The sequence below is a fragment of the Legionella cardiaca genome, assembly GCF_029026145.1.
GTDB classification, from domain to species: Bacteria; Pseudomonadota; Gammaproteobacteria; order Legionellales; family Legionellaceae; genus Tatlockia; species Tatlockia cardiaca.
Genome location: NZ_CP119078.1, coordinates 471,165 through 487,611 on the forward strand (window position 1 = coordinate 471,165; position 16,447 = coordinate 487,611).

Sequence of the window (16,447 nt, forward strand, 5' to 3'; positions counted from 1 at the left end):
TCAGCGCAAGCATTCTAGACACGTGTTTTTTTCTGTTTTTGCTCACTCTTTCCAATTAGCCAATCTGGATTAACTTCTAACTCCTCGCCAATAATACTTAATAACTTCGCATCAGGAAGAGTAATACCGTTTAAAAAAGCTTCTGCTTTGTATTTAGGAGCTTTAATCAGCCTCGCAAATGCTTCAACTCTTTCATCGCTTTTTAGCGGTAAGCCCATGCTATCGAGTTCTTTATTAAGACGCTCTGCAAATGGTTTATTAGGCATCGTCACTCCTAAAATAAAATTATATGTATGTTCTATAGCATAAAAAATTGCTTTTGCAACCTTTTGCAAAATCAATGAGTTATCTTTGTTCTTGCTTTAATCAAAGGAGGCTTTTTTAATGAGGATTTACTATTTTATGAACTAATAACACTCAAGCTGCAAGAATCAATTTTGTTACTATTCTTTGTGGGCTGGAGTGTAAAATTTCAAGAAGCCATTTACCCACAAATCATTATCATTGACACAAGGAATTAAGGTGAGTTGAGAGCCTCCCAGTTGATGCCATTGTGCTTTGGCACCGATACCTATTTCTTCCAGGGTTTCAAGACAGTCCGCTACAAAAGAAGGACAAACAACGGCAAGACGCTTTACCCCTTTTCTTGCTAATTCTGGTAAGACGGCATCAGTATAGGGTTGTATCCAAGATGCTGATAAAAATCACGAATAGCATTGCATGATGGCAAGGGTTTTTGGCGGCCAATAGCTGGAATATTTTTTCAAGCGATGAATCGGTTGCAGCAGATGAATATTGTGGATATAAAGAAGTAGAGGTGAGCTTCTTTAGTCCAGATAGCTTGATAGGTATGTGCCGATTGTCGTGGTCTAAAAGGAAGAATAATAAGATACAGAATTAAATAACGAATAAGAAGGGTAAAGCATACTCTTTTATCAGCCAGGAACTCGCGAAGATATCGCCTTAACGACAGCGGTATCACAACTATCGGGGGGTACCTAATTAATTAGCAATAAATCAATTTTCATCATAAACATCAACGTGAAAGATAAATCTTTCGGGTCTTTCAACTAAACGAAGAGAGTTCCTGAGAGGGTATAGTGTGAAATCTGGAGATCTCTGGCTATATGAGGACGTGTCCTCAATTACTTTTTCTGGTTGAAATCCAATTATCGTTTCATAAAAGCAATTGAGAACACGCCCTTTAACGACGCATGATTTTAAGCGCTAGTTTCTTCGATTAATGCTATAACATTTGATGCATGCAAGCCACGTTCTCCTTTTTCAAGGTCATAGCTTACCTGCTGTCCAGGAATCAGCGTTTTATAGCCAGTACCGTGGATCGCAGAAAAATGTACAAAAACGTCTTCACCACCCCCTTCAGGTACAATAAAACCCCATCCTTTGGCGTTATTGAACCACTTGACTTCGCCTGTAGCCATAAATCCTCCTTTTGCTAAAGCTTATCAATCGTCAACTACCTGAGTAGTTGAGAATTGCATTCGTCCTTAAATGACAATTGTTGAAAGCCCATTCTAATGTGGGTTATTTCAACATAACGTAAAATAGGGATAAGTCACAAGTGGTTTATAAAAAAAATTGTGTAATTAACACTATAAACGATTAAAAGCCACCAATTTTGCTCTTTATTTAACCAAAAAATCGTGTTTCTCTTAATGTAGCGATAAAACGTTGGGCATCTTCACTAAGCTTATGTGTTTTGCGATAGATGATAAAATAATTAACTTGCAGCGCTTCATGTTCATAAATAGTTACCAGATCACTATCAATGACATTTTTAGGAATAAAACACCACCCCAAGCGTAGTTTGGCTAGTTTTAATAATGCAAAAATAGGCTCAGCTTCGTGTTGGTTGGATAATACTAAATTTTTCCTAAATAAATATTCTTCTAAAACCTGGCGCGGCGGGGCATATTTGGGCATGACAATTCCCGGATAACTGATAATTTTGCGCAGAGTTATATTTTTTTCTTGAAACAGGGGATGAGCGCGTGAAACTTTGATGACATAGGGTAATGTAAATAGAGGAATTAATTCAAATTCATGAGCAATTTTATTATTAATACAATTGAGGCAAATTTCAATTTCACGATTACGTAAAGCGCGAAAGCTCATTAAAGGTGAGAGATAACTAACGGAGAAATCCATATGGGGATGTTCGTGATTAAAAAAAGCTAGTAAGTCAGGTAACATAAAACTACCGATCAAGAAGTCAACGCCAATTTTTAAGGGATTTTTCTGCTTATTTAAAAATTGGTTGACTGCTGACATCCCGGATTGGATCGTTTGTAATGCTTCAATAACATGGGGAAGAAAAATCTTCCCTGCATCCGTCAGCGCCAGGCGATTATGCTCTCTGATAAACAAAGGCGTTTTAACTTCGTTCTCAAGCGTTGCGATTCGTTTGCTGATAGCAGACTGGGTGATATAAAGATAGTCTGCTGCTAAAGTAAATGATTGAAAATCAGCCGCAGCAATAAACGCCCTAATTTGATTGAGATCCATAGCGAGAAATAGGTGTAAAAAGCGTATCTTAAGTATATGCAAGCTTTTCTAAGAATAATAAATCATTAATTATCTTTATCCTGCAAAAGCACTCCTAATGAATTGTTAGTCTATAATTTAAACAATAATGATATAGGGATGTGTCATGCACCAATTCAATCGTGAAAGTCGCCTGACAGTTTACCATATGCCCGGAAGAAACATTACAGTGGTGCAAGGTAATAGCGGGGTGGTTTATCCTTTCTACAAATCAACAGGCTATAACAGTCAAAGTGATGAGACCTGGTTGCCTTGGATGGGATATTTTGCACCACACCCTTTAGAAGAATGTAAGAATCAACTCTATATGGCCAAACCGGGAATCTGTAGTTTGTCTCCAGAAATTATTGGTATTTTAAAAAAACATCTTAATCAAAATACTCTAAATTTTATAGGTCGATTGGGAAATGATGAATCGCTAATTATTTCCAGCTGTTTAGGTGGGGGGGAGTGGAGTAGATTCCCCGATTTAAGAAAGGAATTAATGAATCTAAGAACAATCAAAAAATATATAAAACATATTGAAATAGCATCAATCAAAAATATTGAATTGCCTCTTTCAGCCTCTAGAGAATTGGTATTATTTAAAGGAATAAATTGTACTCATCTCGTGCTTGCAAGTCAGGCGATTGTTGCTGACAAGATGGAGAGTCTCACAACCGAGGAATCCAGCAAATATGTCTCTGATTTTTATGTGCAGGATAAAGAGCGTTTTCCTTCTCTAAATGACTTAACCGATTTAAGGGATGCCAGACATGCAAGTCAAATTAGGTTCAAATATCTACAGAAATTGGGTCATAGACATCCTGCCTCTTCCAATGATAAAAACTCTAATGAAGCGATTTCTAAGAGCAATCGCAGCGTTTAAAATATAAAATCAGGTTCAATGAATTGCTGGTTTTCTTGTTACATGCCAGTTTAAAATGTCTGTGATATTTGGGCAGCGCGTTTGCTAATCGAGGATATAATGAGTTTTAAGGTTGATAGTCGCATTGAAAGGAGTTCTTTTTGGTTGAAGGATTGGCCATTATCAAGTCTGTATTTAAAAAATGAAGCAAACTTTCCATGGATAATTCTGGTGCCACGAGAAAATGACGTGCAAGAAATTTGTCAATTGCCTGAAAAGGATCGTGATCAGCTAATGAAAGAAATTAGCTTACTTTCACAACGCATGAAAGATTTTTTTAAACCATACAAACTTAACATAGGTGCTTTAGGTAATATTGTTCCACAGCTTCATGTCCACGTGGTTGCTCGTTTTCAAGATGATAAACTATGGCCTCATAGTATTTGGCAACCTGATATATCTACCCTGGCTTATAGTTCTGAATACGCTGCAAAACTTGTATCTGACTTAAAAAAAGTGCTCGAGTATCGTTGAGCAAATATTCTGGCTATTATCATTCGTATTCAGGCAATGGTTTTTTATTAGGAAATATTTCTTCTAGTGAAACCGAAAACCCATCCTCTCTAACTATACGTGCGTGTTTACGCTGTAATTGTCTTGGCTCTTCAACACCACATGAATGGCAAATAATGGCAACTTCATGAGCCATATTATTAGCATAATGAAACACACGCTCTGCTTTATCGGTTATCACAAGACCGCGTTGTAGGCGAGTATTATGAGTGGCAATTCCGGTTGGACAAGTATTTTTATGGCATTGCATTGACTGGATACAACCTAAAGCAAACATAAAGCCACGTGCTGAGTTAACAAAATCCGCTCCAGCGCACAGTGCCCAAGCCACACCAGAGGGAGTAATCAACTTACCACTGGCAATGACTTTAATACGCTCACGCAAGTTATAAAGGACAAGGATATCTACTAGTCTGGGTAAGGATTCTTGAATTGGAATGCCCATGTAATCCATCAAACCTTGAGGAGATGCTCCAGTACCACCGTCTGCACTATCCAGAGTAATAAAGTCGGGAGCAAATTTAATACCGCGTTTGTGAATTGCTTTGCATAAATCATGTACCCATTCATAACTACCTAATACAAATTTGCAACCAACCGGTTTGCCGGTAATCTCTCGAATATGCTCAATATTGTCTAATAACTCTTCAACATTACTAATATCGATATGTCGGTTAGGACTTATAGAGTCAACGTGCGGTAAAATGCCGCGAATTTGTGCCACTTCTTCTGTTACTTTAACTGCAGGGAGAATGCCCCCTTTGCCTGGTTTGGCGCCCTGACTAAGTTTAATTTCGAACATTTTAATACATTCTATTGCTGCAAGTTCACGCAAACGCGTATCTGATAAATGACCCGCGGCATCCCGCACTCCATATTTCGCAGTACCAATTTGCGCAACCACATCACATCCTGCTTCCAAGTGGTAAGGAGCAACACCCCCTTCTCCTGTATTGAGCCAACATCCCGCTTTTTTTGCTCCGCGTGCTAATGCTTCAATTGCTGGTTTGGAAATTGCGCCATAACTCATAGCCGAAATATTAAAAATATGATTTGAGGTATAAGGTTGCCGACAAAAAGGACCTATCGTTACCGGGCGAATGGTCGCTTCATTTGTAGCAAGGGGTGGAAAAGGAGCGCTAACGAAATAAACAGTTCCAGTCTCGTGCAGAGGTCTCGTCGAACCAAAACCAATGGTGGTATCCACATCTTTCGCTGCCCGATATACCCAAGAGCGTTCAGCACGATTAAATGGCATTTCTTCACGATCATTCGTAAAAAAATATTGGCGAAAGAACTCACCCAAATACTCAAAAAAATAACGAAAATGTCCCAGGATTGGATAATTGCGTAATATTGCATGATGTTTTTGTCGTCTATCCCAGAGATAGACCGTAACTAGTAAGGTAATTAATCCTACCATGAGCAAAAGCAAAACTAACTCATCAATTTCCAAAGCGCGTAAAAAAAAGATATCTTTCTTTTTAAGCTCAAATGTTTCCACGATTAAATCCTTCCTTACTAATAGCTAGAGTTGCAAACGAATGACAAGCTCTATTGAATAAATGAGCGAGAATCCTTCACTTAGCTCGTTATTAGGGTGTGTCATTAATTAGTTTATAGAAAATTTCTTCTTAGAGCACTATTTGTCAATTTAAAATCATTATTGTAAATAAATATTTTTGTGCTTTAGAAAATAGTTTAACCTCATAAGTTGTTTCTTGATTATGAATGATTGCAGTGCTTACTGAATGCTTGGTATTTCTAACGAAACTTTAATTCTTTATGTTCCTAAAGTTTAAGAAAACCTTGGAATTATTTTATTTAGTGTATACTTATATTAAATCAATCGGGATTTTGGAGGGTGTGCCATGGCAATTAATTCCTCATTGGCTAATCACCTGCTGATAGCAATGCCCTCATTGACAGATCCCAATTTCGAAAGAGCTGTGATTTATATTTGCGAACACCATGTTCAGGGTACGGTGGGATTAATTATAAATCGCCCTATGCAATATCCTCTTGGTCTGGTTTTTGAACAGATGCAAATTGAACCAACCAAACTTGAGCACAATCAAAAGCCATTACTTTTTGGCGGGCCTGTACAACCAGAAAGAGGATTTGTCATTCATCGTCCTCTCGGTGGTTGGCGTTCAAGTTTGGCTTTGCGTGATGATGTAACGGTAACAACCTCTAATGATATTATTCGTGCAATTGCAGCGGATAAGGGACCAAAGGATGCATTAGTAACGTTAGGCTATTCTGGTTGGGGAGAAAATCAACTTGAAGCCGAAGTTATGAATAATACGTGGTTGGTTTGCCCTTATACACCAGAACTTCTGTATGAAGTTCCTTTTTCTGAACGTTGGGAATATGCCGGGGCTGTTATTGGAGTCAAAATGAGTCAGCTTACCTCTATTGCAGGTCATGCTTAACCTTCGAAATGGGTATCATCTTGCCTGATGTGAATCGGTTTCTTTAGAGTCAGTGTTCTCCGTAGTAGAATATAACGTTTTTTGCAATAGTTTTCTATTGGAGTGCTTCTAATGGCAGAGGGTGTTTATTTAGGCTTTGATTTTGGTTATAAACGAATTGGTGTGGCTGTAGGCCAACAAATTACTTTAAGTGCTCGACCATTAACAATGCTGGATGCAAAATTAGGTGTTCCTAATTGGGACGCATTACAGAAAATAATTGCTGATTGGCGTCCGGAGGCCTTAATTGTTGGCTTGCCGACCAGCATTGATGATAGTGAGCAATATACTACTGCCGCTGCTCGAGGATTTGCTCGTCAGTTGCGCAAGCGATTTTCTTTGCCTGTTCATCTGGTCGATGAAAGACTCTCAACTGTAGAAGCTCGAGCACAGTTGTTTGCTGAAGGTGGATATCGTAAAATCAAGCAATCCCAAGTCGACAGCTTCGCTGCTTGTATTATTTTAGAGCAGTGGCTGCAACTCCCTAAATAAATATGAAACATTTTTTAGAAATTAGTCAACTTGCACGTGCTGAGATTGACTCTCTGCTAAAACGGGCGCTCTATTTTAAAAACAGTCACGCCTATCCAGATTATTCACAATATACCGTTGCTAATCTTTTTTACGAAAACAGTACACGTACACGTGTAAGCTTTGAGTTGGCTGCCAAAAGACTGGCGATGACAGTTATTAATTTAAACTTGCAAAGTTCTTCAGAACTGAAAGGAGAGGTAGTTGAAGATACCGTAAATAACCTTGCTGCTATGGGAATTGATTTATTCGTGATTCGTCATAGTCAGGATGGTTTACAGCAAAGATTAGCCAACCAAGTTGGTGATAAAATTCGAATTGCTAATGCCGGTGATGGGCAGCATGCTCACCCTAGCCAGGCACTCCTGGATTTCATGACTATTTATGAGCAAAAGCCTGACCTAAGCCAACTTAAAATCGCAATAATTGGTAATATTCGTCATTCTCGTGTAGCCAACTCATTACAATGTCTTTGCGCTACGCTTGGTGTGAAGGAGTTGTCTTTAATCGCTCCTGATATTTGGCAGCCTAGAACTATACATTTTGGTCATGTTACAGATTCATTAGTCGCTGGTTTACAAGAAGCTGATGTTGTAATTTGTCTACGAGTGCAACAGGAACGTTTACAAGAACATGAACACTTGGATTTAGAAACATATCGCCAAAAATTTGCATTAACCAAAGAAACGCTAAAATTTGCTAAGACTGATGCCCTCGTTATGCACCCAGGGCCTATGAACCGAGGGGTTGAAATCGATAGTGATGTTGCTGATGGTCCTCAATCGTTTATTCTTCAGCAAGTTACTAACGGTGTTTTTATGCGTATGGCTATACTGGAAGCATTGGCTACCAATGAAGTTTTTTAACACTTACGCTTAAAGTGGATTTTAAACTAAGAGAAAGAAATGAATTCTAAGAACGGACTTATAGTTATTACAGGAGCAAGTGCGGGCATTGGCCGCGCACTTGCTAATCAATTTGCCAAAGCAGGGCATCCTTGTCTCTTAATTAGCCGCCACATAGAAAAACTGCCTGAATTAAAAGGGTATGAAATTATTTATGGGCAAGTAGACGTAACAAATTATGAGCAATTTGAGGCGGTGGTGCGTGAGGCAGAGCAAAAATATGGTAAAACAGAATGCATGATTAATAATGCTGGATTTATCAATATAGGGGAATTCAGAGATCTTCCTATTGATAAAACTCATTACGAAATAGATGTATTGGTAAATGGTGTGGTTAACGGCATTAAAATTGTATTATCTGATATGGCCGCCAGAAAATCTGGAACCATTATTAATATGAGTTCCATTGGTGATCGCAAACCAGGTGCGTTAGGAGTAAGTTATCATGCCAGTAAGCATGCAGTTCGGTCTATCAGTGAAAGCTTGCAAATGGCAGAAGCAAAGAACAATGTAAGAATTATGAATATTGCTCCCGGTTTAATTAAGACTGATATTCATGCAAGCATGGGGATTAGCTTTGAGGCTTATTGTGAAATGCTTGGTAATCCCACCTTTATTATGCCGGAAGAGTTGGCAGAAATAATTATGTTTTGTTGGAAATTACCTCAAAGAATCTGTATTAGAGATTTAGTGGTTATGCCGACTGATTGCGCGTTCTAACAACTCAATTAGGTGTGCTGTAAGTAAGGTTGACTATAGAGTTAAATTGTTTTCCATAACGGGTTCTATAGAAGCAGGAACTTTTTTGATCTTTGAAAAAGTAGTTTGAATTTGCTGAAATGCTGTAGGTGCTTTTAGTTTCTCGGTGCTCTGGACTTTAGGGGCATCGGGAATTTCCTCAGATAGACAAGCATCTACATTTCGACTGAGAATTTCTCTTATTGGCTTAGCGATTTTAGATTCTTTAAAATCCACACAAGCTAACTCTAAGGCAGTGTTATAATTTTCTTTAAATTCCTGTAGCTCTTTTTTAACCTCACGAGCTCTATCAATCATTTTTGCTGTTTTAGATTTAAAAATGGAAAGTATTCGCGCGAATAAATTGGATAATTTTACGAGAAAGCCATTATGCTGTTTGATAAATTCATCAATTTGGAGATCAAGGCCTTTAATGGCATTTAATTTTTGTTGTTTGTCTTTTATAAAGGTAGTTAAAGCGTAATATTCAGCGATGGTGCTTCGGACTGCAATATTTGTTTGGTATAAATTCTGCAGTTCCGGGATTGTTGATTTTGCAAGAAGAAGCTTTAATTGTGGTTGTTCATTAGCAAAGCTATCTATCTCTTTATCTACATTCAGTTTAGCGGCATTCAATTTTTCAGGTAAACCCTCAAGATGTTTAAAGGCTAAAACTCTAAGCTTTTCTTTGTATTCGCTGTCTAACGTATCGGGAGTATAATTTTTGATGGTATCTTGAATAGATTGAGGAGTAACTGCGCGATAAATAGTTGTGGTAATTGAAGTTAACCAACTCGCAGTATATTGTACTGCAGAAGTTAGTTGTTGCCCTAAACCAGGCTCGGTTAATACTTTTGCTTGTTCGGCGAAGGCTTTTCCTTGTTCAGTTGCTAACAGAAAGTCATAGCCTTTTTGGTATTCTTTAATTATCTCTACAAAATACAATCTTCCTATCACTTTTTGTTCATTTGTTTTTGCTGCTATGAAGAGATCCTGAACAGCTTTAATCTCTTCCTCCACCTTGGCTTGTTTTTCTTTTTCATCTATTAACTTTAAGATATGAGAATTGACTGTAGTCAATAACTTTTCTAATTCCCTTAGCTTTTGTACTTCCGAACCGTCAGATTCTAAAAGGGTTATAAATTCTTTGTTAAAATACTCTGCTGCGGTTTTAGGTAAAGCTTTAACAGGGCGAGAATTTAATTTTTGTGTTTCGGCTTCTAATTTTGCAAGTAAGCCTGTTATTTTTTTAAAATCAAGAGTGGGTGAAGATACTGGCGGCTCTTTGGGCCCTGTAAGTTGTCCTTGTAATTCTGTCGCTTTTTCTGCTGTTTGTTCAAGTAACTCATCAATGATTAATTTTGTTTGGCCAAGATCAATATTTTTTAAACTGGCAAAGCCTTTATGCATGCCATGGAGACCTTTAAGTTTAATATCGGCCATTTTTAATGCGGCATATAATGAGCGGCATAAATTGTGGGCTTTATCTGGATTAGTATATGGTTGAATATTTAACCAAGCCTTGACGTTTTCAACCAGGCTTTTAAGATTGGCACTGGAATTCTGCAGTGGGGACTTATAAATATCAGCTAACGTTTGGGTTAAATTGCTAACTATTGTTGCTTCAGGAGAGGTAGGGTCGGTTAATTCACTTAAATAGTCTTCGGTAGCTAATTTAAAATGTAGAACGGTACCCATCGAACGTTTCTTTCCGTAGGTGTTGAACTCTTTGTATTTTGGCGAATTTTTATCAGCCAGGTCAGCTTCAATAGCTTCAATATCCTCAACGCTATTAATATATTTGCCAATCGCTTCGGCTGTTGCCAAGAGATTTTCCTCACTGGGAGCTTCATCTTTACGCCAGGTATTAAACAATTCACGGAATCTATCTTTATTCTTATTCAGCTTGATGTTGGCAATTTGCAGAGCCGTATATAAAGCCAGGTACAGTTTTTGTGTTTTCTCAGCATTATCAGTTTTATGGGTGAGCCATTGCTCCAGTTTGTTGACTAAATCACAGAGGTTTTCGTTGAGTTTACTTACAGAGGAACAATACAGTGTATCTAATGCTTGTATTAGTGTCTGGCTTTCAGCAGTTGTTTGCCCAACCTCATTAAGATAATCTTGCAGAGCAATCCTGGCATAAAGGATAGCGCCTAAAAAGGGTTTTTTATTTTGGGTGCAGAAACTTCTGTAGTATGGTGAAGTAGCATCTTTAAAATCATGCTTAATAAGATCAATACTATCAATTTTTTCAACATATTGATTGATTTCAATCGCAGTAGAAAGGAGATTTTCCTCGTCAGGAGCATTCTTCTTGCGCCAAACAGTGAAGAGTTCTTTAAGGGTTTCTCCATTCATTGGTTGAAGTCTCTCAGTTTCTAGCGGATTAATTAAGTAATCTCAAGAATTAGTACGGGAATTATAATGAGAAATTCTTAAGAATATATTAAGTGCTTTAGATTGGAAGCTTGTTATTGTCTTCATTTACTTTGGTATTTGCAATATTTGCTTGAAAGATAAAGCTTGTTGCAGTGCGCTGAGATCTACTTTTTCAGAGTTTTTTATGTCAGCAACTGTTCTTGCAACCTTGAGTAGACGGTGATAGGCTCGAGCTGATAATTTAAGGCGATTCATTGCTTCAGCTAAAAAGGTCAATTCTTCATTTTCTAATTCACAAACTGCTTCGCAATCTTTAGCACTTAAATGTGTATTAAGACAATTTTGTCTTGATACTTGTTTGGTTCTTATTTGAATAACCTGTTCTCGGATATGCTCGCTTTGTCCTCCTTCAACGGTATTTGGCTTAATTAATTCCTCTTGCGTTAAGGCTTGAACAGTAATGTGCATGTCAATTCTGTCCAATAACGGCGCTGATAATTTTGCAAGATAACGTGTTATACGTTCAGGACTACATAAGCAATTTGCGTTTGGATTTCCCCATTGTCCGCAAGGACAGGGATTCATTGCTGCCAGAAGTTGAAATTGGGCGGGGAATTCGATTTGAGTGGCTGCTCGTGAAATCCAAATATTTCCTGATTCTAAGGGTTCCCGCAAAGTCTCCAGCACTTGTCTGTTAAATTCTGGTAGTTCGTCAAGAAAAAGAATGCCATGGTGGGCCAGGGAGATTTCACCGGGTTTAGGTGGGTTACCTCCACCAACCAAGGCAACGGGAGACGCGGTATGATGTGGGGAACGAAAAGGAGGAGAGCGCCATGCATTAAAATCAGGAAGACGTCCGCGAAGGGAATTAATAGCCGCGCATTCCAAAGCTTGTGTTTCAGTGAGTTCAGGAAGTAATGTGCTAAAGCGTTTGGCTAGCATTGTTTTGCCACTTCCTGGAGGACCACTTAATAAAATGCTATGACCACCGCAAGCCGCAATTTCCATGGCTCGTTTTGCATGATGTTGGCCTTTAATATCAGACCAATCCAGGTTGGAGTTCACATGATTTGTTTCTGGGCGAGCAGGCAGTGTTTCCAGAGGGGTATTTTGACATAAATAGCTGCAAACTTCGCGTAGATTTGTTGCAGTATACACCTCACTATAGCCTGTCAGGGAGGCTTCTTGCGCGTTGGCAGCAGCAATGATAAGTCGTTGTTTATCTCGATGAGCAGCCAAGACGACAGGGATAATAGCGGATACACCACGTAGGCCACCACTTAAGGCAAGCTCCCCAATGAATTCATGAGAAATTAAAGACGATGCGGGTAGCTGTCCTGAGGCGGCAAGGATGCCGATAGCGATGGGTAAATCAAAACCACTTCCAGATTTAGGTAAGTTTGCGGGGGCGAGGTTCACAGTGATTTTGCGACAGGGAAATTCAAACTGACTATTAATAATGGCGCTGCGAACCCTGTCTTTACTTTCTTTCACGGCGGTTTCTGCCAAACCAACAATAGTGAAACTAGGCAAGCCATTGGATAAATGGACTTCCACAGAGACGGGTTGCGCATGAATACCCACGGCACTCCGCGTTTTACTGAAAGCGAGATTCATTTCTGTATCTTCCTGATTAAGTTGGACTATTTACGAAACGAGTGATATTAGCGTTGTATAAGCAATTGTCAATGGTCTTTATTTTTAGCTAGCAAATTTTCAATTTTTATTTGTAAATCATCTAGTTTTTCTCGTGTTCTAATTAAAACTTTGGCTTGCACATCAAATTCCTCTCGGGTTACTAAATCTAGTCGTGCAAAAGCAGCCTGGAGTACTTCCTTGAATTTTTGTTGAATATCTTTTTCGAAATTTTGTAGACTTGTAGGTAAAGTGGCAAAAAGTTTTTTTGCTAAATCGTCAAGATGTTTTGAATCAAACATGCACATCTCCTGCGTGTTATTAGGCATGGCCACAGTCTAACAAATCTTAAGGCTGTCAGTCATGTATTTATCGATGTTTGATATGAGGAATAATTTATGAAAATGCTTACAGCAATTATCAAGCCTTTTAAACTTGATGATGTGCATGAAGCACTAATGGAAATTGGTGTTCCAGGAATAACTATTTCTGAAACGCGTGGCTTTGGACGGCAAAAAGGGCACACAGAATTATATAGAGGTGCTGAATATGTGGTTGATTTTTTGCCAAAGATTAAAATTGAACTGGCTTTACCAGATAATATGATAGAAGCCGCAATAGACGCCATTTGCAAAGCAGCTTATACAGGCAAGATTGGCGACGGTAAAATTTTTGTTTATGAACTGCAACAAGTTGTCCGTATTAGAACGGGTGAAGTAGGGGATGATGCTCTTTAGGCTATGTCCTCAATTATTTTTCTGGCTGCAAATTGAAGACATACCTGGTCATAATCATAAAGCCATTAAGCTATTAAATGACTCCTAATAAAATCCCATTCTTCTTTAGCCACAGGAAGCACTGATAAGCGGTTTCCACGACGTAAAAGAACCATATTTTCGAGCTGTGGATATTGTCTTAGCATATCCAGGGAAATCAGCTTTTTAAATTTTTCTTTAAAGCGAATATCAACCATGTACCATCGGGGATTGCTTGGTGTACTTTTAGGATCTGGGTGCTCGCTCTCGGGATCAAAGGCGGTATGGTCTGGATAAGCCTTACTGGTGACTTCCGCAATACCAATAATTCCCGGTGGGTTGCAATTTGAATGATAAAAAAATACTTGATCGCCAACTGCCATATCATTACGCATAAAATTACGTGCCTGATAGTTACGTACACCATCCCAATGAGTAGTTTGATTGGAGGCATTGCGAAGATCATCAATACTGAAACAATCAGGCTCCGATTTCATTAGCCAATAACGGGTCATGGTTTACTCCAATAAATTGCATGTTGTGTAATCACTGCAGCAAGCGGGATATCCCAGGCATAGGCCCGAATATAAGATTGCCTTTGAAATTCGTAGGCCACTCCAATAAGTAAGGGATGTCTTTCCTTTGCCAGAGTGCGGTCATAATAACCTGCCCCCATCCCTAAGCGAGTACCTTGTTTATCAAAGGCAACCAAGGGCATAAAAATAATATCAAGTTGTCCTGGCGAAATGGCCGTACTTCTTGCGACATCAGGTTCTGGAATACCAAAGCGATTTTCAATAAACGCAGTAGCAGGTGTTGCTGGTAAGAATGAAAGCGTTTTATCGTCATTAAGGGCGGGATAGTAGCAATATTTTCGCTGTAAGGGTGCAGAATTCCAAAGGGAATTTAAATTAATTTCCCCGCCTACGGCTTGATATAAGGCAATACGTTTGGCATAGCGATATTGCTCAAGACTACGAATTCGAGCACAAACTTGATTGGAAGCTTCTTGTTGATAGTCATGAGATAAATTTTCACGTATTTGTCGGCAACTACGTCTTAAGGCTAGTTTAAAGCGATCGGCCATGTTCTTGTCTCTTTTTAACTGCCACAAATTATGGCGTAAATGCTTACACAAGCGCAAGTCGCTGTCTTATGAAAAATATTTTTCGCTACCCATAGCAAGTTTTTGTTGCATACATAAAATATTTTTAAAAAAATATAGCCATGATAAAAAAAATAAGGTATATAGCTCTCGAATTTACTGGTGCTTTATAGAGAACTATAAAGCGGCTAAACGAGTAAAAACCTAGAGAGATTGGCATGAGTGATATGTTTGATGATGATGATTTAGATGAAGTTGATTCTTTCGTAAACTCTGAAGAAGAACTAATTAATACCGATACACCCGAAACTTCAATTTTAGACGCTCGTAGACGTCTTGAAAATATGTTAGAAGAAAAGCGTTTGCGCGATGAACTTGATGATTTCGTTGATTATTAAAATTAATGTCTACGCTCATTTTTACCAATAAAGATGGGCAAAATGCCCCTTTTCCATTGGATGATCGCATTTTTTTAGGTGAGGGGCTTTTGGAGACTTTGCGAGTAATGCATGGAAAACCGTGCTATGCGAAATTTCATTGGCACCGTCTTAAACAGGCTGCTTTTTTATTGGATATCCCCTTTCAAATTTCATTCGATCTCTGGTTAAAAAAACTTCTCGATTGTATCCAGCTTGAGTCATTGGAAAATGGCGGCATAAAAGTCATCTTAAGTGGTGGACGTGCCCCTAGGGGCTTGGTAGCAAAAAGTCAGGAGTCTTGCTTAGTTTTTAATGCCTTCCACTATGTTAAAAATTCGCATGCACTTAAGTTAGTAAGTTCATCCTGGCTTCGAGACAGTAATAATCCAATTTATAAAATTAAATCTCTTAATTACCTGGAAGCGATTATCGCCAGGCGGCAAGCTAAAAGCGCTGGTGTAGATGATGTCTTATTTTATAACCTAAAAAATCATGCCACCGAAACATCTATAGCCAATCTATTTATTATAAAAAATAATCAACTGTACACACCTAATATAGAAAGTGGAATTTTAGCAGGTATTATACGGCAACGATTATTGTTGCTTAGCAAAGCCAATGGGATCGCTTATTTTGAAAGCGCACTTGATAAAGAGATTTTATATCAGGCTGATGCAATCTTCGTATGTAATTCCTTACAGGGAATATGCCCAGTAGTAAAACTGGATGATGTTTCTTTTACTACAAATCATTCGTTAATTACTTTACTCCAGGATTTATTAGCCAAAGACAGTGATGAAGATTGTAATTTATTGTGAATTGATTGTTCGGCGACGTTGGTAATATTTGAATGCTTTTGTTGCAAAAAAGAATATGAGTAATATAAGCAGAATAATAATGCTGGAACTTTTATAAAAAGGAGTTTGATGAGTTAAGACCCCCATGCCGGCATAACCGCAATAAGTATAAACAATTTCCGCTGGTGTCAAAAAAATGAATGTTGTTATCACATAATGACTAAATTTAATTTGTGTGAGCCCTAAGCCATAATTAACTAGATTAAAAGGGATTATAGGAACCAAACGAAGTAAAGCAACAAATTGCCATCCACTTTTTTCCACGCCAGCAATCAGCCTGTTAATTCTTGGTCCTCTTTTTTTGGCAAGCCAATCAATAGCCCAGTATCTACTAATATAAAAGGCACAGGCAGCCCCAAGGGTGGCTGCTAATAAATTGAGAAGGGTGCCAAATAAAGGGCCAAATAAAGCGCCGCCGGCAAGTGTCAGTACCATGGTTGGTAAAAGCAAGACTGTAGCAAAGCAATAAAGCAACAAAAATAATACAGGTGCTAGCCACCCTAAATTTTTGATGCTTTGAACAATAACCGGCGCATTCTGCTGAAAAAAATAAGCGCTAGCAATAAACGCCAAAATTGCTAAGGCAGTGCAGAATACTTTCATTAATAATAATATCTATGCAACATACCAATCACTTTATTATAGAGTAGTAATTTGGGCA

At 38.4% G+C, this 16,447-nt stretch carries 19 protein-coding genes and 1 pseudogene; 9 read left to right on the forward strand and 11 right to left on the reverse strand.

The window, feature by feature from the left end:
• Window positions 1-14 precede the first annotated feature (14 nt).
• The 4 genes and pseudogenes from PXX05_RS02130 to PXX05_RS02145 form a co-directional block, all read right to left on the reverse strand.
• Complete coding sequence (locus PXX05_RS02130; protein ID WP_275089406.1) at window positions 15-266, reverse strand: hypothetical protein; 252 nt, start codon at window positions 264-266, stop codon at window positions 15-17.
• 177 nt (window positions 267-443) lie between these two features.
• Window positions 444-1,028: pseudogene (locus PXX05_RS15120) on the reverse strand (ferrochelatase).
• A 192-nt stretch (window positions 1,029-1,220) separates the two neighbouring features.
• On the reverse strand, window positions 1,221-1,442 hold the full coding sequence (locus PXX05_RS02140; protein WP_275089407.1) for a cold-shock protein: 222 nt from the start codon (window positions 1,440-1,442) through the stop codon (window positions 1,221-1,223).
• A gap of 208 nt (window positions 1,443-1,650) precedes the next feature.
• Window positions 1,651-2,526 carry a LysR family transcriptional regulator gene (locus PXX05_RS02145; RefSeq protein WP_275089408.1) on the reverse strand — a complete coding sequence of 292 codons (876 nt, stop codon included), beginning with the start codon at window positions 2,524-2,526 and terminating at the stop codon, window positions 1,651-1,653.
• A gap of 145 nt (window positions 2,527-2,671) precedes the next feature.
• Between PXX05_RS02145 and PXX05_RS02150 the strand changes: the two genes are divergently transcribed.
• Both PXX05_RS02150 and PXX05_RS02155 read left to right on the forward strand, forming a co-directional pair.
• A complete protein-coding gene (locus tag PXX05_RS02150) occupies window positions 2,672-3,433 on the forward strand; it encodes a hypothetical protein (RefSeq protein WP_275089409.1) in 762 nt (253 codons plus the stop codon).
• Window positions 3,434-3,532: 99 nt separating this feature from the next.
• A complete protein-coding gene (locus PXX05_RS02155; protein ID WP_275089410.1) occupies window positions 3,533-3,946 on the forward strand; it encodes an HIT domain-containing protein in 414 nt (137 codons plus the stop codon).
• A gap of 19 nt (window positions 3,947-3,965) precedes the next feature.
• Here the strand turns inward: PXX05_RS02155 and PXX05_RS02160 are convergent, their stop codons facing one another.
• On the reverse strand, window positions 3,966-5,489 hold the full coding sequence (locus tag PXX05_RS02160) for an FMN-binding glutamate synthase family protein (RefSeq protein ID WP_275089411.1): 1,524 nt from the start codon (window positions 5,487-5,489) through the stop codon (window positions 3,966-3,968).
• Window positions 5,490-5,856: 367 nt separating this feature from the next.
• Here PXX05_RS02160 and PXX05_RS02165 point away from each other — a divergent pair, with 367 nt between their 5' ends.
• The 4 genes from PXX05_RS02165 to PXX05_RS02180 all read left to right on the forward strand — a co-directional run bounded on the left by PXX05_RS02165 (window position 5,857) and on the right by PXX05_RS02180 (window position 8,615).
• Window positions 5,857-6,420: a YqgE/AlgH family protein gene (locus PXX05_RS02165; RefSeq protein WP_275089412.1), complete on the forward strand. Its 564-nt coding sequence runs from the start codon at window positions 5,857-5,859 to the stop codon at window positions 6,418-6,420.
• A 111-nt stretch (window positions 6,421-6,531) separates the two neighbouring features.
• Complete coding sequence (gene ruvX, locus PXX05_RS02170; RefSeq protein WP_275089413.1) at window positions 6,532-6,951, forward strand: Holliday junction resolvase RuvX; 420 nt, start codon at window positions 6,532-6,534, stop codon at window positions 6,949-6,951.
• A gap of 2 nt (window positions 6,952-6,953) precedes the next feature.
• Window positions 6,954-7,856: an aspartate carbamoyltransferase catalytic subunit gene (locus PXX05_RS02175; protein ID WP_275089414.1), complete on the forward strand. Its 903-nt coding sequence runs from the start codon at window positions 6,954-6,956 to the stop codon at window positions 7,854-7,856.
• Window positions 7,857-7,895: 39 nt separating this feature from the next.
• Window positions 7,896-8,615 carry an SDR family oxidoreductase gene (locus tag PXX05_RS02180; RefSeq protein WP_275089416.1) on the forward strand — a complete coding sequence of 240 codons (720 nt, stop codon included), beginning with the start codon at window positions 7,896-7,898 and terminating at the stop codon, window positions 8,613-8,615.
• 33 nt (window positions 8,616-8,648) lie between these two features.
• Here the strand turns inward: PXX05_RS02180 and PXX05_RS02185 are convergent, their stop codons facing one another.
• The 3 genes from PXX05_RS02185 to ubiK all read right to left on the reverse strand — a co-directional run bounded on the left by PXX05_RS02185 (window position 8,649) and on the right by ubiK (window position 12,952).
• On the reverse strand, window positions 8,649-10,994 hold the full coding sequence (locus PXX05_RS02185) for a hypothetical protein (RefSeq protein WP_275089417.1): 2,346 nt from the start codon (window positions 10,992-10,994) through the stop codon (window positions 8,649-8,651).
• A gap of 126 nt (window positions 10,995-11,120) precedes the next feature.
• Window positions 11,121-12,632 (reverse strand): YifB family Mg chelatase-like AAA ATPase, encoded by a 1,512-nt coding sequence (locus tag PXX05_RS02190; protein ID WP_275089418.1) that lies wholly within the window; start codon window positions 12,630-12,632, stop codon window positions 11,121-11,123.
• A gap of 68 nt (window positions 12,633-12,700) precedes the next feature.
• Window positions 12,701-12,952 carry a ubiquinone biosynthesis accessory factor UbiK gene (ubiK, locus tag PXX05_RS02195; protein ID WP_275089419.1) on the reverse strand — a complete coding sequence of 84 codons (252 nt, stop codon included), beginning with the start codon at window positions 12,950-12,952 and terminating at the stop codon, window positions 12,701-12,703.
• Window positions 12,953-13,048: 96 nt separating this feature from the next.
• Here ubiK and PXX05_RS02200 point away from each other — a divergent pair, with 96 nt between their 5' ends.
• Window positions 13,049-13,387, forward strand: a complete 339-nt coding sequence (locus tag PXX05_RS02200) for a P-II family nitrogen regulator (protein WP_275089420.1) — start codon at window positions 13,049-13,051, stop codon at window positions 13,385-13,387.
• 65 nt (window positions 13,388-13,452) lie between these two features.
• Here PXX05_RS02200 and PXX05_RS02205 read toward each other — a convergent pair whose 3' ends face one another.
• A complete protein-coding gene (locus PXX05_RS02205) occupies window positions 13,453-13,920 on the reverse strand; it encodes an EVE domain-containing protein (protein WP_275089421.1) in 468 nt (155 codons plus the stop codon).
• Window positions 13,917-14,492: a 5-formyltetrahydrofolate cyclo-ligase gene (locus PXX05_RS02210; RefSeq protein WP_275089422.1), complete on the reverse strand. Its 576-nt coding sequence runs from the start codon at window positions 14,490-14,492 to the stop codon at window positions 13,917-13,919. The genes PXX05_RS02205 and PXX05_RS02210 overlap by 4 nt, the downstream gene beginning before the upstream one ends.
• Window positions 14,493-14,728: 236 nt before the next feature.
• Here PXX05_RS02210 and PXX05_RS02215 point away from each other — a divergent pair, with 236 nt between their 5' ends.
• The gene (locus PXX05_RS02215) at window positions 14,729-14,908 is read left to right on the forward strand and encodes a PA3496 family putative envelope integrity protein (protein ID WP_275089423.1); all 180 of its coding nucleotides are present in this window, start codon (window positions 14,729-14,731) and stop codon (window positions 14,906-14,908) included.
• Between the two features lie 5 nt (window positions 14,909-14,913).
• Window positions 14,914-15,747 (forward strand): aminotransferase class IV, encoded by an 834-nt coding sequence (locus PXX05_RS02220; protein ID WP_275089424.1) that lies wholly within the window; start codon window positions 14,914-14,916, stop codon window positions 15,745-15,747.
• Here PXX05_RS02220 and PXX05_RS02225 read toward each other — a convergent pair.
• Window positions 15,739-16,389 (reverse strand): TVP38/TMEM64 family protein, encoded by a 651-nt coding sequence (locus PXX05_RS02225; RefSeq protein WP_275089425.1) that lies wholly within the window; start codon window positions 16,387-16,389, stop codon window positions 15,739-15,741. The two genes, PXX05_RS02220 and PXX05_RS02225, sit on opposite strands and share 9 nt — an antisense overlap.
• Between the last annotated feature and the right edge of the window lie 58 nt (window positions 16,390-16,447).